The sequence below is a fragment of the Bacillus sp. 3a genome (assembly GCF_017161885.1).
In the GTDB taxonomy this organism is placed as follows: Bacteria; Bacillota; Bacilli; order Bacillales; family Bacillaceae; genus Bacillus; species Bacillus safensis.
This window is the reverse complement of sequence record NZ_CP067376.1, coordinates 3,047,621-3,069,311: the sequence shown is the minus strand read 5'-3', so window position 1 is coordinate 3,069,311 and position 21,691 is coordinate 3,047,621. Positions and strand designations below refer to the sequence as shown.

The following is a 21,691-nucleotide window of genomic DNA, read 5'->3' as shown; positions in this document are numbered from 1 at the left end:
TGTCCACCTAATGTGGCCAGCTTTTTTATGTTAGAGATCATCGAGCAAGTCTTGGAAGGTATGCAGCTGGTTTCTTTCTGCATCTGTCGAATTGGCAAATGCAGAGGATACGGCATTTTTCGCTCGCTTGCCTGCCTGTTGACGCTCTAACCCAGATGAAAATGAAGAAGTAAGAGCTTCTTCAGTAAACGATTTGGCTTGATCAAAAAGTTCGTTTCTCACAATGAACCTCCAGAAGCATCAGTCTTCATATTCCCTCTGTCTGACGCTTCTTCAAGTGTCGAACGATAAGGAAAGCGTGCGTCATGAAGACTGACTGAATCTTTACCTTGTTGTATAAAGCGTTTCGATTTGCTTCTTTTACCCATTCGGAATCCGCCCCTTTACACAAGCTGACAGGACAACCTGTCTAACGCTAGTATGCCCGCTTCCATCTGCTATGTATGAATGGAAAATTTAAAGCGAGAAGTAATTCGTTAGAAACTTCGCAATCCCGTCTTGTTCATTTGTATCAGTGACTTCATTTGAGACACGTTTCACGGCATCAATGCCGTTGCCCATTGCTACACCGCAACCAGCAAATTCAAGCATTTCTAAATCATTGTCTTCATCTCCGAATGCCACAATCCGCTCCTTAGGAACACCGTAATAATCACTGATCTTTTGCAGTCCAACGGCTTTGTTCATGCCTGTTTTAATGATTTCAATCACGTGCCACGGGGCAGCCCAGCGCCTGTGATCAATCACTTCTGCATGGACATCTGATAAATAGCTTCGAATAGCTCCAACGTCCTCTTCTTTTGCATGGATTAACACGCTCGTCACATTCTCTCCAAGGTTGTCCCTAAGGTCTCCAACAGTAACTTTGTTTGCATTCATATTAAAGATATCAATGAGTTTTTCATCATGATAATGGAAATACAAATCGTCTAACACTTCAGCTAACACATTGTGCACTTTATACTCTTCACTAATGTCTACAAGCTGTTTGACCACTTGAAGATCAAGTGACGTATGAAATCTGCCCCATTTTTCATCAAGAGGATGATGGACAAACGCTCCGTTAAAATTCACAATGGGTGAATCAAGCTGTAATTGCTGATAATAAGGAGAGCTGGATCGAAATGGCCGGCCTGTTGATATACAGACGTGATGACCGCTGTCTCTCACTTTTTGAATGACGTCAAGTGTGTGCGCAGAAATGGTTTTATCATCTTTTAATAATGTGCCATCCAGGTCAAGTGCGATTAGATAAGGTTTAGTCTCCATAAAATCTCCTTTGATCTGTAAGTGATAGGAGGCAATTTCATGTTAGCGCCTCTATCTATAGTGTATCTTTATCACATCTTTGTTGTCTACATGTTAAAATAAACAAAGACGGGAATGATAAAGGAGGATTCATAGGCTGTGATCACCATTGATGAGCAAATTACGCGCGATATTCCATTTTTACATATCGTAAAAGCTGAAAATAAAGACAAACCGCTGCCGCTTGTATTTTTTATTCATGGATTTACAAGTGCACGCGAGCATAATTTACACTTCGCCTTCCATTTGGCGGAAAAAGGCATGAGAGTCATTTTGCCTGACTGTGCTTATCATGGTGTAAGGTCAGAAAACCTCAGCTTAGAGGAACTGGCATCAAAGTTCTGGGAAATTGTCCTGAACGAAATTCGTGAAATCGATATACTTAAAACATACTTTCAAGAAAAACAATTGATTGAAGCTGATCTGATAGGCGTTGCGGGTACATCCATGGGCGGCATCACCACCTTTGGTGCACTTGCCAAGCATGATTGGATCAAAGCCGCTGTCAGCTTGATGGGAAGTCCAAACTATACGACGTTTCTAAAAGCACAAATCATGGACATGCGTCACAAAGGGTTGATGAAAGACATTACAGACGAAGAGGTTCATCTGCAATTAGATGCCCTGCGCCCATATGATTTAACGCTGCAAACGGATCGATTAAACAAAAGACCACTGTTATTCTGGCATGCAGAAAACGATCCTGTCGTCCCTTACCGGCACGCAAAATCCCTATACGATGAGTTAGCGGCCACACAATATAAGCACGATCCGCATCTGATTCGTTTTATCACTGATGGACAAGCTGGCCATAAGGTCTCAAGACAAGCGATGTTTGAAACGATTGACTGGTTTGTGACACATCTGAAAAGCACAAACGTTTAGTCAAAAGAAAAAGTACGTTATACTAATGGAAAAAGGAGTGGATATCATGGATGAAGCATTGAAAGAAAATATTTTAGGCGCCCTAGAACAGGTGATCGACCCTGAGCTAAATGTCGACATCGTCAACCTTGGACTTGTCTATGATGTCGATCTTGATGAGAATGGTAAAGCGGATATCACTATGACCTTAACATCAATGGGTTGTCCTCTTGCACCAATTATCGTGGATGAAGTCAAAAAAGCATTAAGTGATCTTCCAGAAGTGAAAGAAACAGAAGTTCACATCGTATGGAATCCGCCTTGGACACGAGACAAAATGTCAAGATACGCAAAAATTGCGCTCGGTATTCAATAAGCAAAAATGCCTGGTATGAGTTGAACTCATGCCAGGTTTTTTTATGAAAAATTAATCTTTTAAAGATATGTGAACTGATGTAGGTACTACTTTTGTACAAATTATTGAATTTTATTAGAAGTTTTCTTAATGTATTATATGGTTTTATTTTGTCGATTGAATTATAATGAAATATATGGAAAATTTGGTTTTTAAGTTAATAAGTGGGGTGATCATATGATTAGGCTAAAAAGTGGATATAGTGTATCTAATTTAATTGTAATACTATTAACTATTATTGTCAGCATTGTTCTTTTTTAATTTCGAGTTATTGCCTTCACATACTATATGGAAAGCTATAGCAAGTAATGTGGGAGCTGCATTACTTATATCGGGTGTATTTACTGGATTTAATGAATACTTTATGAAGGACAAATTAGTAGAAATGATTTTTGATAAATTAAAATTAAAAGAAAATATTCAAAACACGGGAATCAATGAAACATTTCTAGATGTAACACAAATTGATTATGGCTATTACATAAAAAATGCAAAAATTCAATTGATATTTTTCATACTTATGGCGAAACATGGACAAAAACGAATCATGATCACTTTGTGAATAAGTTAATAAATTCTAATTGTAAAATTAGAGTTTTTTTGTTATCTCCAGAATCTAAATTTTTACCAGCTTTAGCCGCTCAATATGATATTTCACCGGATGAATTAAAACAAACAATTCACAAGGTTACGGATTTATGGAAAACTATCTATGGAATAAAAAGTAAACAAAGAAAAAAAGCAACTCAAAGTGAGTTGCATTTATATTTTCATAATTTTTTTTTCCTTCAAGATCTATTTATCGAATGGATGACAAAGTAATTGTAGTGGATACTAGAATTTTAAAAGGGAGATCAAGTAAATTGCCAGTTTTAATTTGTTCTAATACAAAAAAACAAATGATTTCTATGATTATTATGTCAGCGAAATAAATGAATTAGAATCGAGTGCAGAAAAACAATCTTTAAACAAAAATTCATAAGAACAATACAGCAATTATGGCATTTTATATGCTTGGCGGCCTGTTTGCTGATTTCTCTACCGTTTACTTCATTTTTTATGCAAGCTCCATATTATATTTATGCAGTGCACTCATGGTCCTCTATATCAAAAACGAAAGATAAATCCGCATGTCTCATGAAGATATGCGGTTTTTTTGTTGAAAAAAAATGAAAACAAATATTAAATATACAATTGAATTAATTTTTATACATGTTATAATGTTAAATAATTTCACAAAGATCAAGAGGGTGTATTGACGTTGAAAATAGGTATTATAGGTGCTACAGGGTACGGTGGTGCGGAATTGGTTCGTATCTTCAAGCATCACCCGCATGTGGAGGAATGTATATTGTATTCATCAAGTGGTGATGGGCAATCATACAGTCAATCTTATCCGCATCTGACAACGATTACTGACCAAACATTAAAAGCCATTGACCCGGCTGCCATTGTGCGAGAGACAGATGCTGTGTTTTTAGCGACACCAGCAGGCGTATCAAGTGAACTGACGCCAAAGCTTATGAATCAAGGAGTGCCGATCATTGATTTATCAGGTGATTTGCGCATTCAAGATGGAGCAACCTATGAAGCATGGTATAAACGAAGGGCAGCGGATGGAGCATCTGTTCAACAAGCGGTGTACGGTTTATCCGAACTGAATCGTGACAAAATTCAACAGGCTGAAGTGATTGCCAACCCGGGCTGCTTTCCTACCGCAGTTCTTCTCGGTTTAGCACCGCTCATCAAACAGAATGTCATCGATGAATCCATGATTATAATAGATGCAAAAACAGGGGTGTCCGGTGCCGGACGATCTGCCTCACTTGGCACGCATTTTTCAGAACTAAACGATAACTTTAAAATTTATAAGGTGAATGAGCATCAGCATACGCCAGAAATAGAGCAAATATTAAGAGAATGGAATCCACAGACGGCGAACGTCACATTTTCTACGCACCTTGTCCCGATGACAAGAGGGATTATGGCGACGATGTATACACAATTAAAAACAGATGTCACAAAAGAAGAATTGATGAAGCGAATGAAAGACTTTTATGAAGATTCCTATTTTGTCAGAGTGAGAGATCACGGCGTTTATCCACAAACGAAAGAAGTATACGGCAGTAACTTCTGTGATATTGGCTTTCATTTAGATGAGCGAACAGGGAGACTGACAATCGTGTCGGTCATAGACAATCTCATGAAAGGTGCGGCCGGTCAAGCGGTTCAAAACTTCAACATCATCAAAGGCTTACATGAAGAGGCGGGCCTCACAATGACACCTCTTTATCCATAAGAGAACAGGGGAGACAACAAACATGATCGAATTGAATGAAAAAAGCATTGTCAAAATAGACGGTGACGTATCATCACCAAAAGGCTTTGAAGCAAAGGGGATTCACATTGGCTTGCGCTATTCAAAAAAAGACCTTGGCCTCATCGTCAGCGAAGTACCAGCAGTAAGTGCAGCGGTCTACACACAAAGTCACTTTCAAGCTGCGCCTCTCAAAGTCACACAACAAAGCTTAAAAAAGACAGGACAATTAAAAGGTGTCATTGTCAATAGTGCCATCGCCAATGCATGTACTGGTGAGCAGGGATTAAAAGACGCATACGACATGCAGGCAGCCTGTGCAGATATGTTAGGTGTAGCACCTGATTATATTGCTGTTTCTTCTACAGGTGTCATTGGGGAATGTCTTGAGATGGATAAAATCAAAAAGGGCATCGTCGAGTTAAAAGAAGCAAAAGCCGAAAAAGGCCATTTTGAAGAAGCGATCTTAACGACAGATACTGTCATTAAAAATACAGCATACACCCTTACGATAGACGGAAAAGAGATCATCATTTCAGGCGCAGCAAAAGGCTCTGGCATGATTCATCCGAACATGGCGACAATGCTTGGCTTTGTCACAACAGATGCAAATGTCGAACAGGAAGCCTTACAGCAAGCGCTTCGTGACATTACGGATGTGACCTTTAATCAAATTACCGTCGATGGAGAAACATCGACAAACGATATGGTGCTTGTGATGGCAAATGGAATGGCACAAAACGATGCACTCAATGAAGAGCATCCAGAGTGGCCATTGTTTAAAGAAGGATTAAAACTAGCTTGCGAGGATTTAGCCAAAGAGATTGCAAGAGATGGGGAAGGCGCAACCAAATTAATTGAAGCAAAAGTCGCTGGTGCTAAAAATAACTTGGAAGCCGGCATCATTGCAAAAAAAATCGTTGGTTCAAGTCTTGTTAAAACTGCCGTATATGGTACGGATGCCAACTGGGGACGAATTGTCGGAGCCATTGGTCATAGCGCAGCTTCCGTCACACCGGAAGAGGTAGAAGTCTATTTAGGCGGACAATGTTTATTCAAACACAATGAACCGCAGCGATTCTCAGAAGAGGAAGCAAAAGCATATCTAGAGCAGGATGAGATTACGATTTTCATTCAACTGAGTGAGGGGAATGGTGAAGCTGCAGCATGGGGCTGTGATCTTACCTATGATTATGTGAAAATTAACGCGAGCTATCGCACATAAAGAAGGAGATAGACATGAATAAAACGATCGTGTTCAAGTGTGGAGGCAGTGTCATTCGAGAACTTTCAGATACATTTTATGAAAATGTCCGCTCACTTCAAGCTGCTGGATTTAAGCTGGCTATCGTGCATGGCGGAGGACCTGAAATCACCGACATGCTGCAAAAATTAGAAGTGAAAACAGAATTTGTTGACGGTCAGCGTAAAACAACGAAGCCTGTGTTAGAGGTAGCCGAAATGGTTCTCTCAGGAACAGTCAATAAATACTTTGTGTCAGAGCTCGCAAAGCATGATATATCATCTGTCGGCGTATCCGGTAAAGATGGGCAGATGCTTGTCGCCGATTTCCTTGATCAAGACGTTTACGGGTACGTTGGCGAAATCAAAGAAGTTCATCCAGAAATGGCAGAAGCACTCATGGAGAAACAATTCATTCCTGTGATAGCGCCGCTGTCTATGACGGAAGAATGCCAAACCTTAAATGTGAATGCTGATTTAGCTGCATCAGCTGTCGCCGGAGCGATGAAAGCTGATAAGCTCATGTTTGTCACAGATGTTGAAGGCATTTTAAAAAATGGTGAACTATTAGATGTCGTCACAGAACAAGAAGCCCTTTCACTCATTGATGAAGGCATTATTTCCGGGGGAATGATTCCAAAAGTACAATCCGCTTTGAGTGCTTTATCAGGTGATGTAGATGAAGTGATGATCGTAAATGGCAAAGGCAGTATCTTTACAGGAGAAACCTTTAAAGGAACAAGAATCGTGAAACAAAAGGAGGCGGTCCTGTGAGTCATCTTTTTCAAAACTATGGACGGTGGAATGTTGAAATTAAAGAGGCATCAGGTTCTTGGGCAATCGATACAAATGGAAAAAAATATTTAGACTTTATACAAGGCATTGCGGTTACAAATTTAGGCCACAATCACCCAAAGGTCAATGAGGCCATTAAGGAACAGCTTGACCACGTCTGGCATGTATCGAATCTATTTGAAAATGGACTGCAAGAAAAAGCAGCAGAAAAGCTGGCAGCAAACAGTTCAGGGGATCTCGTGTTTTTCTGTAATAGCGGGGCAGAGGCAAATGAAGGTGCCATTAAATTAGCACGTAAAGCGACAGGGAAAACAAATATCGTCACATTTTTGCACTCTTTCCATGGGCGCACGTATGCTGGTATGGCTGCCACAGGTCAAGATAAAATCAAAACTGGCTTTGGCCCTATGCTAGAAGGCTTTCACTACGTACCGTTTAATGATCCAGACGCTATGTCAGCCTGTGCAGTCGATGATGTGGCAGCGGTGATGCTGGAGGTTGTGCAAGGTGAAGGTGGAGTGAATCCAGCGACACCAGAATTCCTTGAAGCCGTTCAAGCATTTTGCAAAAAGCATGAAGCACTGCTGATTGTAGATGAAATTCAAACGGGCATCGGTCGTACAGGAACAGCATTTGCGTACGAAGAGACGTGTCTTGACCCTGATATTATCTCAGCAGCAAAAGGGTTAGGAAACGGCTTTCCAGTTGGTGCAGTCATAGGGAAAAAAGCTCTAGGGGATGCATTCTCTCCAGGTTCACATGGTACAACATTTGGTGGGAATATGCTCGCCATGGCCGCTGTGAATGCGACACTCGATGTCATTTTCAAAGAAGAGTTTCTTTCAGAAGTGAAAGAAAAGGGTGATTACCTGTTAGAAAAGCTGCAAAAAGTCAAACAGCTGAATATTGTAAAAGAAGTGCGGGGAAAAGGATTGATGGCAGGTATTGAATGTGATCAGCCAGTCGCCGGCTATATCACAGCTCTTAGAGAACAAGGTTTGCTTGTGCTTCCAGCTGGTCCGAATGTCATTCGTTTATTACCTCCGCTGAATGTGAAGAAAGCAGAGCTGGATCAGGCGATCGAAGCAATTGTTCAAGTATTAGCCAATAAAACAGTTTCGGTGTAAATTTTTTTACAAACGAACGTATAAAAATACATTTGTATCATTAATTATTCAATTTTGGGGTGACATAAGCATGAAAGGTTATTTAAATTTAGAAGATGGAGCCTCTTTTGAAGGAGATCTGACAGGAGAAGCTGGCATCACAGGTGAAGTGGTCTTTTTTACAGGTATGACAGGTTATCAAGAGGTGCTCACAGATCCTTCCTATAAAGGTCAGATCATTGTTTTCACATATCCGCTGATCGGAAATTACGGCATTAACCATGAAGACTTTGAGAGCAAGAAGCCTCAAGTAAAAGCGGTGGTTGTGTACGAGGCAGCAGAGCATTTTTCACATCATCTTGCAGCGGTCAGCTTAAAAGATTATTTACAAAAGTGGAATATCCCGCTTCTGACACATACAGATACGCGCGCAGTCGTGCAAAACATCCGGGCAAATGGAACGATGAACGCTGTGCTCAGTGTAGACGAAAACGAAACACCGCCTGCAATGAAACAAGACAATGTCGTCGCACAGGTGACAGATAGCGAGATCTACACACAAGGCAGCGGTGAGGAGCATGTGGCGCTCATTGATTTTGGCTTTAAAAAATCAATTGCAGATTCGCTTGCAGCGCGCGGCTGTAAAGTAACCGTCATTCCATATAAACAAATGGAAAAGGTATTTGAGATCAAGCCGGATGCGATCCTCTTGTCAAACGGACCTGGAGACCCGAAAACCATGACACCGTATTTAAAAACAATTCATGACATCATGATGACATTTCCGACACTTGGGATCTGTCTAGGTCACCAATTAATCGCTCTTGCACTTGGCGGAGATACGTATAAGCTGCCATTTGGCCACAGGGGAGCGAATCATCCTGTCCAGGATACAGAATCCAAACGTGTCTTTATGACAAGTCAGAACCACAGCTATGTTGTGAATGAAAAAAGCATGGATGACAAAGAAGTGGACGTGAAATTCCTTCATGTCAATGATGGATCTGTAGAAGGATTCATTCATAAAGAAAAGCTGATTATGTCAGTTCAATTTCATCCAGAAGCACACCCAGGGCCTGCTGAAAGTGAATGGGTATTCGATGATTTTATTGAGAAAGTGAAACAAGCAAGGAGAGAAGTCGCACATGCCTAAAGATCAAAGCATACAAACCATTCTAGTCATCGGGTCTGGTCCAATCATCATTGGTCAGGCAGCAGAATTTGATTACTCAGGAACACAAGGATGTATGGCCTTAAAAGAAGAAGGCTACAAAGTCATCTTAGTGAATAATAACCCAGCAACCATTATGACAGACGAGTCATTTGCTGATGAAATCTATTTTGAACCGCTTTCAGTTGATTCAGTGACAAGAATCATTGAAAAGGAAAAACCAGATGGTCTTTTAGCCAACCTTGGCGGACAGACGGCTTTAAACCTTGCTGTCGAGCTGGAAAAAGCCGGTGTGCTGAAAAAGCATGGGGTGACCCTGCTCGGAACGTCAGTTGAAACCATTGAAAACGGTGAAGATCGAGAGAAATTCCGTGCTCTCATGAAGCATTTGAACGAACCTGTGCCAGATAGTGAAATTGTGGATAATGCGGAAGATGCTCTTCAATTTGCAAAAGAAGTCGGCTTCCCAGTTATCCTAAGACCAGCATACACACTTGGCGGTAAAGGCGGCGGAATCGCTCTAACAGAAGAGGCGTTTAAGCCGCTCATTGAAGGAGCTCTTTTAGCGAGTCCAATTCACCAGTGTTTAGTTGAGAAAAGCATAGCTGGCTTTAAAGAAGTCGAATATGAGGTCATGAGAGACCGTCAAAATACGTGTATCACGGTATGCAACATGGAAAATATCGATCCAGTTGGTGTGCATACAGGAGACTCGATTGTCGTTGCACCTTCCCAAACATTAACAGATCAGGATTACCAAATGCTCCGTTCTGCAAGCCTGAAAATCATTTCAGCGCTGGATGTAGTCGGCGGCTGCAACATCCAATTTGCCCTTGATCCACTCAGTAAAGAATACTTTGTCATTGAGGTGAATCCTCGGGTCAGCCGTTCTTCCGCTCTTGCATCAAAAGCAACAGGCTATCCGATTGCGAAAATGGCAGCTAAGCTTGCGGTGGGGTATACGCTAGACGAATTGAAAAACCCGCTCACAGGCACAACCTATGCTAGTTTTGAGCCGGCACTCGATTATGTTGTCGTGAAATTCCCGCGCTGGCCGTTTGATAAATTTAAACAGGCAGACCGTCAATTAGGCACAAAAATGAAGGCCACTGGCGAAGTCATGGCGATTGATCGGAATTTAGAGTCAGCCATTCAAAAAGCCGTTGCATCACTTGAAATTAAAACGAAGGGCTTCCACCTGCCAGAACTGAAAGAGCAATCGACAGAACAATTATTTGAACTCATCAAAACACCAGACGATCGCCGGTTTTTCGCTGTTATGGAGCTTCTTTCAAGACAAGAAACGGTTGAAACGATTCATCAAACGACGAAAATCGATCGATTCTTCTTACATGTGTTCCAGAATATGATTACTCTTGAACAAGAATTGAAAGATCATAAGGGGACGCTATCAAAAGATACCTTGAAAAAGGTAAAGGAAAAGGGTTTCCTTGATGAAACGATTGCTCTTCTTACGGGTCACACGGAAGAGTCAATCAGGCAGCTTCGTCAAGAATACGGCATTGCTGCTTCATTTAAAATTGTCGACACATGTGCGGCGGAATTTGATGCAAAAACGAATTACTTCTATTCCACCTACTTCGGCAAAAGCGATGGTGAACATCAAGAAAAAACAAAGCAGCGTGCACTCATCATTGGTTCTGGTCCGATTCGAATCGGGCAGGGGGTCGAGTTTGATTACAGTGCCGTTCATGGCGTTCTGACCTTGCAAAAGCTTGGATTTGAAACCATCATGATGAACAACAATCCAGAAACAGTCAGTACTGATTATGAGATTGCCGATCGTTTATATTTTGAGCCGATTACATTAGAGCACATCCTAAACGTTGTGGAAGCAGAACAGATTGATTTTGTCATTGTCCAATTTGGTGGACAGACTGCGATTAACGTCGCAGAAGGCTTGGAAAAAGCCGGTGTCACGTTGTTAGGTACGTCCTTTGATACGCTGGATGCACTTGAAGACCGTGATTTATTCTATCAGCTTCTTGATGAACTGAATCTTCCTCACGCAAAAGGAGATACGGCTCATTCAAAAGAAGAAGCACTCGTACATGCGAAAAGCATCGGTTACCCTGTATTAATTCGCCCATCGTATGTCATTGGCGGAATGGGAATGATCGTTGTTCAGTCAGAAGCACATTTGGCGTCACTGCTTGATCAGCCAGATCATTTGCCATACCCAATCTTAATTGATGAGTACGTCACTGGAAAAGAAATTGAAGTCGATCTTATTTCTGACGGAAAAAAGGCGTTCATTCCAACCATCGTAGAACATATTGAGAAAGCGGGCGTGCACTCAGGTGACAGCTTTGCCATTTTACCAAGTATCTCAATCAGTGAAGACATCAAACAGCAGGTGCATACCGCGTCTGAACAAATAGCGAAGAAATTAGCGTTCAAGGGCATTATGAATATCCAATTTGTCATCAAAGGGGATCAGGCGCTTGTATTAGAAGTGAATCCGCGGGCAAGCCGGACTGTACCAGTCGTCAGTAAGGTAATGGGCATTGATATGATCCCAATGGCCACTCAATTATTAGCTGGTGCATCGCTTGAAGAACTAAACCCTGCAACGAAAAACAAAGGGGGGACAGCGGTCAAATTCCCAGTGTTCTCATCACATGCCATTCAAGATATCGACCTCAAGCTGACACCTGAAATGAAAGCGACAGGAGAAGGAATGTGTGTAGGCAAGAACGCCGAAAGCGCCTTGAAAAAAGTGTTTGCGCCGATCTGGAAGCAAAAAGGAAGCCTTTTTATACAAGGCTGCGAGCAATTGATAGATGAAGCGAAGCATGCAGGCTTTGACGTCTGGACTGGCAGCTTTGAATCTTGGCTGCAGAATGAAGACAAATCCCTTCATATTCATTTAGGAGAAGATGAAGAGGCAAAAGAGCAGCGTGTAAAAGCACTCACACACGGCGTTCAAGTCCTAACCGAATATGAAACAGTTCAAGCATTCCTGCAAGGAAAAAATGGAGATGTATCACCAGTATCGCTCCATGAATTATATAAAAAGGAAGTGACGGCATGAGTCAAGTCGACGTGCAACCGGCATTATACGGAAAAGACTTTTTATCATTAAAAGATTTCTCAATCCATGAGATTGCTTATTTAATTGAAAAAGCGGAAGAAATGAAACAAAACCCATATCAAGATTTATTCAAAGGAAAAACGTTAGCGATGATCTTTGAAAAATCTTCAACTAGAACCCGTGTCTCGTTTGAAGCGGGGATGACGCAGCTAGGAGGACATGCGCTCTTCCTCAGCTCAAATGATTTGCAAATTGGCAGAGGAGAAACCATCAGTGATACAGCGCAGGTGCTGTCTGGTTATGTCGACGGTATTATGATTCGAACCTTTGAACATGAGAAGGTTGAAGAGCTTGCACAATACGCGTCAATTCCAGTCATTAATGGATTAACTGACTACTCACATCCATGTCAGGCGCTTGCTGATTTATTAACCATTAAAGAAACAAAAGGTACTTTAAAAGGAATCAAAGTGGCCTATATCGGTGACGGAAATAACGTGGCGCACTCCTTGATGGTCGGCTGTGCGCAGCTAGGCTGTGACATTGCGGTTGCATCACCAAAAGGCTATGAACCACTTCAAGAAGTAACAGACACTGCCCGTGAGTTTGCAAAACAATCAGGCGCAGAAGTGACTGTGACAACAGATCCTGTTGCAGCTGTAAAAGATGCAGATGTTATTTATTCAGATGTGTTTACAAGCATGGGGCAGGAAGCAGAAACAGAGAAACGTCTTGCTGAATTTAAAGAATATCAAGTCAATGACGAACTGATGAGTCATGCAGCAAAGGACTATATTTTCCTTCATTGTCTCCCGGCACATCGCGGGGAAGAAGTGACGGCAGATATTATTGACGGGCCGCACTCAAAAGTATTTCAACAGGCAGAAAACCGCCTGCATGTGCAAAAAGCGTTAATGAAAGAACTTATGTATCAACCATCCAAATAAATCCAAGTGTCCCTGACTCGTATGAGCAGGGACTTTTTGCATAAAGGATTGGAGAGGCAAGGGACGGGACATAATAACATCAATCGAGAAAGGAGGATGAAAATGGGTCAGCAGCATCAGTTTAAATCAGGGAATAAAGCACCGAATAATGGTGTGTATATCGAGATCGGCGAAACTGGAAGTATGGTGAAAGATCCTTTAAAGATTAAGCTTAAAGCAGGCGATGTCTTTCCTGATAACTCGAACCATAATCGCGTTTGGACCTACCAAAGAAAGCCGTAAGCAATTGACTAAGAGTCAGCAGGAATAAGACTTTAGAGGCATGTGTCATGCCTCTTTTTTCTTTATAATAAAAAACAATTAAGTTCAAATTTTCAAATAAATAGTATGAAAAAAAGAGAACTTAAGGTAAAATATGTAATATATTGTTGAAAGGATTTGTGTGATGGAAAAGATGAATCTCAGTGAAAGTGTTTGGAATAAACGCTTCACCTCATTATTCATATCAAGACTCATTAAAAACACAGGGGAAAGTTTTGCTTTTACATCCGTCCTTTGGCTATTGATTTTAAGAGGGGATGGAGCGCTCGGTACAGGACTTCTTCTAGCAGTAACTGTTCTCCCTTCATCTTTGTTAGCCCCAATATTAGGACCTCTTATGAAAAAGCACCATTTGTCTAAATGGATGTTCGCTTCAGATGTTGTTCGAGCAACAATTGTACTCATTATTCCACTTCTGCACTTTTCGCATCTATTGCCTCTATGGTTATTGATTTCATTAATGGTTATTCAATCGGCAACAGGTGCAGCTTATAATCCAGCTTCGGTGGCGATCTTACCGCAGATTGTTCCAAAGCATCTCATTCAAAAAGCAAATGCAATCCTGCAATCTTCTTTTGAGATTGTTGCACTTGCAGCAGTCATGGTGGCAGGTCTTTTGGTTAAATTAATTGGACCTGCAGATACTCTGCTGATCACCACTGCTTTATTTGTGATTTCTGGTCTGTTTATTATCGGGGTCAAACTAAAGAAAACCGATGAAGAAAAAGCAGCGGGCATTAAACAAGCGAAGAATACATATTTGTATAACTTAAAAAGAGGTTTTCTCGTTGTCAAAAACCATCACATTTTATTTGCGCTCACGCTGTATTGTATCTTAATGAATGTCGCAGCAGCTCCGTGGCAGGCACTGTCAGCGGTATACGTAGCAGAAGCGCTGCAAAGCGACTCCATGGTGTATTCCATTTTAAGAGGTGTTGCCGCAGTTGGCGCGTTTATGATGGGCTTTGCTCTGGCAAAGGTGAAAATTAAGAGATTTGGTTTGTTCTTTATTGTCGCTGGCATGATTGAAGGGGCTGCATTCTTTATGACAGGGATGAGTACATGGCTGCCGGTTGTTCTGCTTGCTTCCTTTATTTTCGGAGCTGCTGTCAGTGCGATCAATGTGCCGGAAATGGTCATTATACAAACATCTGTTGACCAAGAGGATCAGCCGCAAGTATATGCTGTGATCAATGCCTCATCAAATGTCTTCCTCCCGCTTGCAGCTGTCGTATCAGGCGTCCTGGCAGAAAGATTTGGAGCGGGACCTGTCATTGCTGGTGGAGGAATCCTTGAAATTTTATCAGGTATCGCGATCTTCCTGTTTACAGGGCTTGCGAAAAGCCATTTGACAGAGGACAAACAGAAGTCCGAAACCGTCGAGGTCTAAACAATAAAACCCCCCTGTATGTTGAAGGCAGGGGGTTTTAGCGTGCCGCAATCACTCTGAAAAAAAGAAAAAAGAGCTAAACATCAATTTAGCTCTTTTTCACAAGTCATATTAAGAATGTTTTGTTGAACTTTCCGTTTCTTTCATTGGACTTACTTCAGCAAAGATGAATAAAATAACCGTAAACACAACTGCAAGAATGGAAGTGAGCGTAAAATCATAAGCAGCTCCATTCATAGAGGCAACGATGTAACCAGCCATATGTGTTAGCAGAAAAGTCCAAATGAGGGTGATAATATAATGCATAATCCCACCGTCCTTTATGTAACAATCTATTGATTATCATACCATAGATGCAAGTGAAGGGAAAAGACTGTTTTCCGCCTTTATGTGACCATTTTGAGACCTTCTGCTATAAAAATAAAAAGAATTCTCCTGTCTTTAGGGGATTTCCTTATTCCTACAAGAGTTGTTGTTCATATCATAGAAAGCAGAATCACTGAAAGGAGGCTGGCCATATGGGTGTAAGCGAACGTTTTTTCCAGCTTGGTTCCCAGTGGAACATCATTCACCTTCCTCAAAAACCAAATGGCTTTGGCATTCTAATCCTCGGTGACCGAAATCACTTTGTGCAGGAAAATACATCATTCTGGCTTCAGCATTATGGAAGAAACCAGCTTTTAACTGCCTTAAAGGATGAAGGATATACATTGTTTAATAGTCATCTTCATGGGAATCACTGGGGATGCGAAGATGCTGTTTTTAGTGCCAAGCAGCTCGTTCATCACACACTAAAACAAGAAATATTAAACCGGGAAATTCATGTGCTCGCAGAGGGAATGGGTGCACTTGTTGCCATGAGCCTTGCTGAGGAGATGCCTGAAGTACTAAGGTCCATTGCGATGGTGAATCCATGTCTGAATCTGGATGCACAACGAGAAAGAGAAAAGGAACACAAATTCTTTTATAAGCAGCTGCTCAAAGAGTTAGCAGAGAGCTATGGCTGTTCTGAAAAGGAAGCTGAAACGTATCCACTGCCTTCTTGTCCTGTTCATTCTGCTCATGTGCCGATTCATATATGGCAAAGGCTAAACGGCGCACCTTATGCATATGAACTTCACGCAAAGCCTTTTATTGATCAGCATATGAAAAATCCAGAACATTGTCAGGTCGATCTCACGCTGCATATGTTTGATCATCCGAGAAGAATCTTTCAATCCATTCACAAGTTTTATAAATCGCATGAAAGAGAATTGTGATGAATAGGATGATAACAGCCCTTCATAGAAAGGGCTCTTCTTTTTATTCGATATTAAAAAAGGGGACATGAACATGGAAACAGGACTGATCATAGGGGCAGATGAGTTTTTTGGCCTGACACTTTGTGAATATATGATGAAAGAGGGCATTCAAGTGGATATCACGCGTCCTCATGATCTTAAAGAAGAACAAAAGGCACTGTTAGAAGAGCGGATGATGTGGCTGGGCAGAAATGATCTCGTTCGTGTCATTGACCTTCAGGATAGCAAAGACACGTATGATCTCATTTTTATTCAATCAGAGGAACCGCATAACAGGCAGAAAGACATCAAAGCAGAGCATGGCATGTACCAGATTCTTTATGAAAAGCCTGAAAACGAATCAGCGAAACAGAATGTGGCGGCAGTTATTCTTCCTCGCATGTTCGGACCATGGACACTCAATGAAGATGAAACAAAGCGTGCAGATTCACTTTTTGTAGAAGATGTGGCAAAGGAATTGTTACAATGGGCATCGGACACAGGTCAAAGACAGGACATGACGTATGAATTGAAGGTAGAAAGCCAAACAGATGACAAACAAGCAGAAGACATGATTGCAGAATGGAAAAGACAAAACTCAACATTTTTCGACAAAAAGCAAGAATGATCTTCCATCTTATCTTTTTTCAGTATAAAATAAACCTATATTTAACATACAGGTTCATCACTGCATGTTGTAAAAGGGAGTTGAACATGGCATGAAGTACCAGCGGCTTGTCATGATCTTTTCGTTCCTTCTTCTATTATCTGCCTGCTCGCAGGCGCCTTTAAAAGGAAAAATTGAGAAGGTGGGTTTACTCGTCCCCGATACGATCAATGATCAAGTTTGGGGAACGAAAGGTTATAAAGGCTTATTAAGTATCCAATCAACATTTGGTGTAGATGTTTATTATAAGGAAGGAATGGTCGACAAGGAGAAAATCGTTGATGCCATTGAAGAATTCCATAAAAAAGGAGTCAATTTGATTATTGGCCATGGCAATGAATACAGTGAAATTTTTAACTTGATCAGTGAAGATTATCCAAACATACAATTTATTACGGTCAATGGAAACAAGCCTCAGGCGGGCAATGTCACAAACGTGACGTTTAAAGGTGAAGCGATGGGCTTTTTCGGAGGCATGACAGCTGCACATATGTCAAAAACAAAAAAGATTGGTATTCTTGCTACATATGATTGGCAAAGTGAAGTAGACGGCTTTATCAAAGGAGCAAAATATCAAGATGAACATGTACAAGTATTAGCAGAGTTTGTCGAAAACTGGGATGATGCTGACAAAGCGGTGGAGCTTTATCAAAAATTAAAAAAGCAGGGCGTTGATGTTGTGTATCCAGCAGGTGATGGGTATAATATCCCTGTCATTGAACAAATCAAAGCCGATAATTTATCAGCGATCGGGTACGTCACCGATCAATCCAACCTCGGCAGCCATACAGTTTTAACGAGCACTGTACAGCATGTTGATAAAGCGTACAGTATCATTGCAAAGAAGTTTAATGAAGGCAAGCTAAATGAACAAGATGAGTACTCCTTTGATTTTAAAGAAGGAGTGGTCGAGATGGGGAAATTTAGTTCCACCATTGACGACGCTTTTGTGAAAGACATTGAAAGTGATATTGCGTCATACAAAAAAACAGGTAAACTGCCAAATGAAAAGTGAGGAGACGACGACATGCAGCACGAAAAATCGATGGAATTTTTACAAATTGCCATGAAGTATTTTCCGCAGGCGAAGGAAGAGTTAGATAAAGCAGGGATTCAGCTTGAGCCTGAAGCACTTCAGCCGCTTCTAACATTATTTACATCTGTCATGCAAGAAGCATACGAGCTTGGAAAAGCAGATGCAGAATCAGAAAAAGCCACAGAATAGTGGCTTTTTTTATGATAATTTTTTCTTGAAGGCACTAATCATAGGACCAACATCTTTAAACACAGGCTTCAGCTCATCGATGGAGTTCATAATGTTCCCAATTTGATTCATGACATGCATGTAGTCAATTGAGTCATCACTTGAAGATGTCTCCGCACGTTCCTCCTTTGCCTCTGTCTTGCTTTTCTCCTTTTCAAGCGGCTGTCCAAACATCATTGCTGAGAAAATATCTTTTTGCGCCATATCACATGTTCCTTTCTACTATTGGTATATATCATTAATCTATGAAAAAAGTGAGAGGAAAGGTTAGACGTTTGTATTGCCAAGAAGAAAAAAATAAGGTAAAATTAGTACCAGATACTAATATAAGATCACAATATCACATGCTCGTATGAGTAAAAGGAGTCTTATTCAATGAATGCTGGAATTATTGGCCTTGGCCGCTATATACCTGAAAAAGTATTAACAAATCATGATTTAGAAAAAATGGTTGAAACTTCTGACGAGTGGATTCGTACTAGAACAGGTATAGAAGAAAGAAGAATTGCATCTGATGATGTCAATACATCTCATATGGCGCTTGCTGCTGCAAAAAAAGCATTAGCTGACGCAGATGTGGCTGCAGAAGATATCGATATGATTCTTGTGGCGACAGTCACGCCAGATCAAGCATTTCCGACAGTTGCTTGTATGATTCAAGAGCAGCTCGGTGCACATAAAGCATGTGCAATGGATATTAGCGCTGCGTGTGCTGGCTTTATGTATGGGCTTGTTACTGGAAAACAATTTATCGAATCAGGAACTTACAAACACGTGCTTGTCGTCGGTGTTGAAAAGCTTTCTCGCATTACCGACTGGGATGACCGCAATACAGCTGTTTTGTTTGGAGATGGAGCTGGAGCTGCTGTGCTGGGAGAAGTCAGCGAAGGTAAAGGAATTCTATCATTTGAACTTGGAGCAGATGGAAGCGGCGGGAAGCACTTGTACTTAGATGAAAAAGATCATACAATCATGAATGGACGAGAAGTATTTAAATTTGCTGTAAGACAAATGGGCGAGTCAAGTGTAAATGTCATTGAAAAAGCTGGACTATCAAAAGAAGACGTTGATTTCTTGATCCCGCATCAAGCAAATATTCGCATTATGGAAGCAGCACGCGAACGCTTAGAGCTTCCAGTTGAAAAAATGTCGAAGACTGTCCATAAATATGGAAACACATCAGCAGCATCCATTCCAATTTCACTATGTGAAGAAATCGAAGCCGGAAAAATTCATGACGGCGATGTGATTGTAATGGTTGGTTTTGGTGGCGGATTAACTTGGGGCGCAATCGCTATGCGGTGGGGCCGATAAAAGAGTGGGGTGCACAAATTAATGGATAAAAAACGAGTAGTTGTTACAGGATTAGGTGCTTTGACACCACTTGGCAACGATGTAGAGTCAACATGGAAAAATGCTTTAGCGGGTGTATCAGGGGTTGGACCGATTACACGTGTCGATTCAAGTGAATATACCGCAAAAGTAGCAGCAGAACTAAAAGATTTTAACATTGAAGATTACATGGAGAAAAAAGAAGCGCGAAAAATGGCACGCTTCACGCAATATGCAGTCGTTGCTGCTCAAAAAGCGCTGGAAGATTCACGTCTTGAAATCACAGATGAAATCGCACCGCGTGTTGGTGTATGGGTTGGGTCTGGTATTGGCGGACTTGAAACATTTGAAGAGCAGTTCGAAGTGTATTCAAATAAAGGGGCAAGACGCGTCAGTCCATTCTTCGTCCCAATGATGATTCCTGATATGGCGACAGGCCAAATCTCTATTGCACTTGGCGCAAAAGGGGTTAACTCTTGTACAGTGACAGCATGTGCAACAGGAACAAACTCAATTGGTGATGCATTTAAAGTGATTCAGCGCGGCGATGCAGATGCGATGATCACAGGCGGAACAGAAGCGCCATTAACAAAAATGTCGTTTGCAGGTTTCTGTGCGAACAAAGCCCTTTCGACAAATCCTGATCCAAAGACAGCAAGCCGTCCATTCGACAAAAACCGTGACGGATTTGTCATGGGTGAGGGTGCAGGGATTATTGTTCTTGAAGAACTTGAGCATGCCTTAAAACGTGGTGCGACCATTTATGCAGAAATCGTTGGTTATGGTTCAACTGGAGATGCCTACCATATAACAGCACCAGCTCCGAATGGAGAAGGCGGCGTCCGTGCAATGAAAGAAGCGATTCGAGATGCAGGTTTATCTGTGGAAGACATTGACTATATCAATGCCCACGGTACAAGCACACCTTACAATGATAAATTTGAAACAATGGCGATTAAAGAAGTGTTCGGAGAGCATGCGAACAAGCTTGCGATCAGTTCGACAAAATCAATGACAGGTCACTTACTTGGCGCAGCAGGCGGGGTAGAAGCGATTTTCTCTGTTCTTGCGATTAAAGACAGCGTCCTTCCTCCAACCATTAATCTTGAAACACCGGATGAAGAATGTGATCTTGATTATGTAGCAAATGAAGCACGTTCAAAAGAAGTACAAGTGGCTTTAAGTAACTCACTTGGTTTTGGCGGGCATAATGCGACAATTATTTTTAAAAAATACGAAGCATAATACTTTCTGAGAAAGCGGCGGTCGATAAACAGATCGCCGCTTTTTTGCATATGATGAAAATGGAGGTGTTCAGCGGTATGGGTCTAATCAATACACAATATCTCATTCATCAATCATCATCATTTCAGGAGCTTGCAGCGCGCTTTGTTCCTTATTTTAAAGGGGCCGAGGAAAAAGAATGGTCGTCTATCCTCGCTCACCTGCAGCATCACGGGATGGTTCGGTCTTGGAGCTCGTGCAAAAACATGATCGACAAGCTCAAGGAAAAAGGGTACTTCAAGCTTGTCATGAAAGAATATCAAACGCTTCAAAAGCAGTGGGAAGGTCCAGACATTCCTGTGTTTATTTTACCTGTCAATGAGAGCAGCAGAGAAATCAGAGAGCAATTTTATTATCAATCCGGCATGGCATTTGATGACAAGGTCTTTCTTTTTTTGTCTCCAAATACCCCGAAGGAGCGTATCGGTACATTGCTGACTCATGAATATCACCATGTATGCAGGCTGCATTTTCTCTCAAAAGAAGAAAAAGACTTTACATTCCTCGATACAATCATGATGGAGGGGCTCGCTGAATATGCTGTGTATCATAGATATGGAGAAAACTATACAGCGAAATGGACCACCTTCTATAGCGAAGAACAGCTTCAGCGTATGTACAAGAAATGGGTATCCAGTCATCTTGATCAAAGAGTCCAGGACGACGAAAGACTGATACAGAATCTTCTTTATGGAAAAGGGAACTACCCTAAAATGCTTGGTTACGCCACCGGGTTTTATATCGTGAAAAAATATTTCAATGAGCACCGAATCAGCGAGGAGTCGATGATTGCAGAGCCAGCAGAAACCTTTTTAAAGGCGATAGAATCACAAAGTGAATAATTCTCATAAAAAGAGACATATTACAAATTTACTAAATAATTCTTGATTTTGTCATAGTGATGTAATAATATACAAATAATTCTTTTTATTT

23 protein-coding genes and 1 pseudogene are annotated in these 21,691 nt (G+C 41.3%); 19 read left to right on the top strand and 5 right to left on the bottom strand.

Annotation, left to right across the window (positions count from 1 at the left end; all coding sequences use genetic code 11):
* Positions 1-30: 30 nt before the first annotated feature.
* The 3 genes from JJ692_RS15680 to JJ692_RS15670 form a co-directional block, all read right to left on the bottom strand.
* A complete protein-coding gene (locus tag JJ692_RS15680; RefSeq protein WP_206533932.1) occupies positions 31-222 on the bottom strand; it encodes a DUF3813 domain-containing protein in 192 nt (63 codons plus the stop codon).
* Positions 219-368: a hypothetical protein gene (locus tag JJ692_RS15675; protein ID WP_024425069.1), complete on the bottom strand. Its 150-nt coding sequence runs from the start codon at positions 366-368 to the stop codon at positions 219-221. The genes JJ692_RS15680 and JJ692_RS15675 overlap by 4 nt, the downstream gene beginning before the upstream one ends.
* Positions 369-456: 88 nt before the next feature.
* Complete coding sequence (locus JJ692_RS15670) at positions 457-1,269, bottom strand: Cof-type HAD-IIB family hydrolase (RefSeq protein ID WP_024425068.1); 813 nt, start codon at positions 1,267-1,269, stop codon at positions 457-459.
* Between the two features lie 138 nt (positions 1,270-1,407).
* Here JJ692_RS15670 and JJ692_RS15665 point away from each other — a divergent pair, with 138 nt between their 5' ends.
* The 12 genes and pseudogenes from JJ692_RS15665 to JJ692_RS15615 all read left to right on the top strand — a co-directional run bounded on the left by JJ692_RS15665 (position 1,408) and on the right by JJ692_RS15615 (position 14,931).
* On the top strand, positions 1,408-2,193 hold the full coding sequence (locus tag JJ692_RS15665; protein ID WP_044334210.1) for an alpha/beta fold hydrolase: 786 nt from the start codon (positions 1,408-1,410) through the stop codon (positions 2,191-2,193).
* Positions 2,194-2,239: 46 nt separating this feature from the next.
* Positions 2,240-2,548, top strand: coding sequence for a metal-sulfur cluster assembly factor (locus JJ692_RS15660; RefSeq protein ID WP_024425066.1), 309 nt, complete (start codon positions 2,240-2,242; stop codon positions 2,546-2,548).
* 1,040 nt (positions 2,549-3,588) lie between these two features.
* Positions 3,589-3,711, top strand: a pseudogene (locus JJ692_RS19010) (MFS transporter); the annotation flags it as partial.
* 137 nt (positions 3,712-3,848) lie between these two features.
* A complete protein-coding gene (argC, locus tag JJ692_RS15655; protein WP_024425065.1) occupies positions 3,849-4,886 on the top strand; it encodes an N-acetyl-gamma-glutamyl-phosphate reductase in 1,038 nt (345 codons plus the stop codon).
* A gap of 22 nt (positions 4,887-4,908) precedes the next feature.
* Positions 4,909-6,129 carry a bifunctional ornithine acetyltransferase/N-acetylglutamate synthase gene (gene argJ, locus JJ692_RS15650; protein ID WP_206533931.1) on the top strand — a complete coding sequence of 407 codons (1,221 nt, stop codon included), beginning with the start codon at positions 4,909-4,911 and terminating at the stop codon, positions 6,127-6,129.
* A 14-nt stretch (positions 6,130-6,143) separates the two neighbouring features.
* A complete protein-coding gene (gene argB / locus JJ692_RS15645; protein ID WP_025093396.1) occupies positions 6,144-6,920 on the top strand; it encodes an acetylglutamate kinase in 777 nt (258 codons plus the stop codon).
* On the top strand, positions 6,917-8,068 hold the full coding sequence (locus JJ692_RS15640; RefSeq protein WP_206533930.1) for an acetylornithine transaminase: 1,152 nt from the start codon (positions 6,917-6,919) through the stop codon (positions 8,066-8,068). Before argB ends, JJ692_RS15640 begins: the two co-directional genes overlap by 4 nt.
* 70 nt (positions 8,069-8,138) lie before the next feature.
* Positions 8,139-9,200: a carbamoyl phosphate synthase small subunit gene (locus tag JJ692_RS15635; RefSeq protein WP_133743993.1), complete on the top strand. Its 1,062-nt coding sequence runs from the start codon at positions 8,139-8,141 to the stop codon at positions 9,198-9,200.
* Positions 9,193-12,273: a carbamoyl-phosphate synthase (glutamine-hydrolyzing) large subunit gene (locus JJ692_RS15630; RefSeq protein ID WP_073204691.1), complete on the top strand. Its 3,081-nt coding sequence runs from the start codon at positions 9,193-9,195 to the stop codon at positions 12,271-12,273. The genes JJ692_RS15635 and JJ692_RS15630 overlap by 8 nt, the downstream gene beginning before the upstream one ends.
* Complete coding sequence (argF, locus tag JJ692_RS15625) at positions 12,270-13,220, top strand: ornithine carbamoyltransferase (RefSeq protein WP_073204694.1); 951 nt, start codon at positions 12,270-12,272, stop codon at positions 13,218-13,220. Before JJ692_RS15630 ends, argF begins: the two co-directional genes overlap by 4 nt.
* 102 nt (positions 13,221-13,322) lie before the next feature.
* On the top strand, positions 13,323-13,502 hold the full coding sequence (locus tag JJ692_RS15620; protein ID WP_008348517.1) for a YjzC family protein: 180 nt from the start codon (positions 13,323-13,325) through the stop codon (positions 13,500-13,502).
* A gap of 163 nt (positions 13,503-13,665) precedes the next feature.
* Positions 13,666-14,931 (top strand): MFS transporter, encoded by a 1,266-nt coding sequence (locus JJ692_RS15615; RefSeq protein WP_034282089.1) that lies wholly within the window; start codon positions 13,666-13,668, stop codon positions 14,929-14,931.
* A gap of 111 nt (positions 14,932-15,042) precedes the next feature.
* On the opposite strand, the gene JJ692_RS15610 is transcribed toward JJ692_RS15615, so the two are convergent.
* Positions 15,043-15,237 (bottom strand): YjzD family protein, encoded by a 195-nt coding sequence (locus JJ692_RS15610; protein ID WP_003211779.1) that lies wholly within the window; start codon positions 15,235-15,237, stop codon positions 15,043-15,045.
* Between the two features lie 212 nt (positions 15,238-15,449).
* Between JJ692_RS15610 and JJ692_RS15605 the strand changes: the two genes are divergently transcribed.
* The 4 genes from JJ692_RS15605 (at position 15,450) to JJ692_RS15590 (ending at position 18,103) form a co-directional block, all read left to right on the top strand.
* Positions 15,450-16,190: a hypothetical protein gene (locus JJ692_RS15605; RefSeq protein WP_024425057.1), complete on the top strand. Its 741-nt coding sequence runs from the start codon at positions 15,450-15,452 to the stop codon at positions 16,188-16,190.
* Between the two features lie 73 nt (positions 16,191-16,263).
* On the top strand, positions 16,264-16,839 hold the full coding sequence (locus JJ692_RS15600) for a nad binding enzyme (RefSeq protein WP_073204697.1): 576 nt from the start codon (positions 16,264-16,266) through the stop codon (positions 16,837-16,839).
* A gap of 91 nt (positions 16,840-16,930) precedes the next feature.
* Complete coding sequence (locus tag JJ692_RS15595) at positions 16,931-17,893, top strand: BMP family ABC transporter substrate-binding protein (protein ID WP_024425055.1); 963 nt, start codon at positions 16,931-16,933, stop codon at positions 17,891-17,893.
* 12 nt (positions 17,894-17,905) lie between these two features.
* Entirely contained in the window at positions 17,906-18,103 is a 198-nt protein-coding gene (locus JJ692_RS15590; protein WP_024425054.1) for a ComZ family protein, read from the top strand.
* Between the two features lie 9 nt (positions 18,104-18,112).
* Here the strand turns inward: JJ692_RS15590 and JJ692_RS15585 are convergent, their stop codons facing one another.
* Positions 18,113-18,346 (bottom strand): hypothetical protein, encoded by a 234-nt coding sequence (locus tag JJ692_RS15585; protein ID WP_024425053.1) that lies wholly within the window; start codon positions 18,344-18,346, stop codon positions 18,113-18,115.
* A 171-nt stretch (positions 18,347-18,517) separates the two neighbouring features.
* Here JJ692_RS15585 and JJ692_RS15580 point away from each other — a divergent pair, with 171 nt between their 5' ends.
* The 3 genes from JJ692_RS15580 to JJ692_RS15570 all read left to right on the top strand — a co-directional run bounded on the left by JJ692_RS15580 (position 18,518) and on the right by JJ692_RS15570 (position 21,600).
* Complete coding sequence (locus JJ692_RS15580; RefSeq protein WP_024425052.1) at positions 18,518-19,456, top strand: beta-ketoacyl-ACP synthase III; 939 nt, start codon at positions 18,518-18,520, stop codon at positions 19,454-19,456.
* 21 nt (positions 19,457-19,477) lie between these two features.
* Positions 19,478-20,719, top strand: coding sequence for a beta-ketoacyl-ACP synthase II (gene fabF, locus JJ692_RS15575; protein WP_024425051.1), 1,242 nt, complete (start codon positions 19,478-19,480; stop codon positions 20,717-20,719).
* A gap of 77 nt (positions 20,720-20,796) precedes the next feature.
* On the top strand, positions 20,797-21,600 hold the full coding sequence (locus JJ692_RS15570) for a DUF2268 domain-containing putative Zn-dependent protease (RefSeq protein ID WP_024425050.1): 804 nt from the start codon (positions 20,797-20,799) through the stop codon (positions 21,598-21,600).
* Positions 21,601-21,691 lie beyond the last annotated feature (91 nt).

What these genes read in the sequence shown, in the direction of transcription:
- JJ692_RS15675 (WP_024425069.1), bottom strand. Translation starts at nt 368, where the DNA reads ATGGGTAAAAGAAGCAAATCGAAACGCTTTATACAACAAGGTAAAGAT.
- JJ692_RS15670 (WP_024425068.1), bottom strand. Translation starts at nt 1,269, where the DNA reads ATGGAGACTAAACCTTATCTAATCGCACTTGACCTGGATGGCACATTA.
- JJ692_RS15660 (WP_024425066.1), top strand. Translation starts at nt 2,240, where the DNA reads ATGGATGAAGCATTGAAAGAAAATATTTTAGGCGCCCTAGAACAGGTG.
- argJ (WP_206533931.1), top strand. Translation starts at nt 4,909, where the DNA reads ATGATCGAATTGAATGAAAAAAGCATTGTCAAAATAGACGGTGACGTA.
- argB (WP_025093396.1), top strand. Translation starts at nt 6,144, where the DNA reads ATGAATAAAACGATCGTGTTCAAGTGTGGAGGCAGTGTCATTCGAGAA.
- JJ692_RS15635 (WP_133743993.1), top strand. Translation starts at nt 8,139, where the DNA reads ATGAAAGGTTATTTAAATTTAGAAGATGGAGCCTCTTTTGAAGGAGAT.
- JJ692_RS15630 (WP_073204691.1), top strand. Translation starts at nt 9,193, where the DNA reads ATGCCTAAAGATCAAAGCATACAAACCATTCTAGTCATCGGGTCTGGT.
- argF (WP_073204694.1), top strand. Translation starts at nt 12,270, where the DNA reads ATGAGTCAAGTCGACGTGCAACCGGCATTATACGGAAAAGACTTTTTA.
- JJ692_RS15620 (WP_008348517.1), top strand. Translation starts at nt 13,323, where the DNA reads ATGGGTCAGCAGCATCAGTTTAAATCAGGGAATAAAGCACCGAATAAT.
- JJ692_RS15615 (WP_034282089.1), top strand. Translation starts at nt 13,666, where the DNA reads ATGGAAAAGATGAATCTCAGTGAAAGTGTTTGGAATAAACGCTTCACC.
- JJ692_RS15610 (WP_003211779.1), bottom strand. Translation starts at nt 15,237, where the DNA reads ATGCATTATATTATCACCCTCATTTGGACTTTTCTGCTAACACATATG.
- JJ692_RS15605 (WP_024425057.1), top strand. Translation starts at nt 15,450, where the DNA reads ATGGGTGTAAGCGAACGTTTTTTCCAGCTTGGTTCCCAGTGGAACATC.
- JJ692_RS15600 (WP_073204697.1), top strand. Translation starts at nt 16,264, where the DNA reads ATGGAAACAGGACTGATCATAGGGGCAGATGAGTTTTTTGGCCTGACA.
- JJ692_RS15595 (WP_024425055.1), top strand. Translation starts at nt 16,931, where the DNA reads ATGAAGTACCAGCGGCTTGTCATGATCTTTTCGTTCCTTCTTCTATTA.
- JJ692_RS15590 (WP_024425054.1), top strand. Translation starts at nt 17,906, where the DNA reads ATGCAGCACGAAAAATCGATGGAATTTTTACAAATTGCCATGAAGTAT.
- JJ692_RS15585 (WP_024425053.1), bottom strand. Translation starts at nt 18,346, where the DNA reads ATGGCGCAAAAAGATATTTTCTCAGCAATGATGTTTGGACAGCCGCTT.
- JJ692_RS15580 (WP_024425052.1), top strand. Translation starts at nt 18,518, where the DNA reads ATGAATGCTGGAATTATTGGCCTTGGCCGCTATATACCTGAAAAAGTA.
- fabF (WP_024425051.1), top strand. Translation starts at nt 19,478, where the DNA reads ATGGATAAAAAACGAGTAGTTGTTACAGGATTAGGTGCTTTGACACCA.
- JJ692_RS15570 (WP_024425050.1), top strand. Translation starts at nt 20,797, where the DNA reads ATGGGTCTAATCAATACACAATATCTCATTCATCAATCATCATCATTT.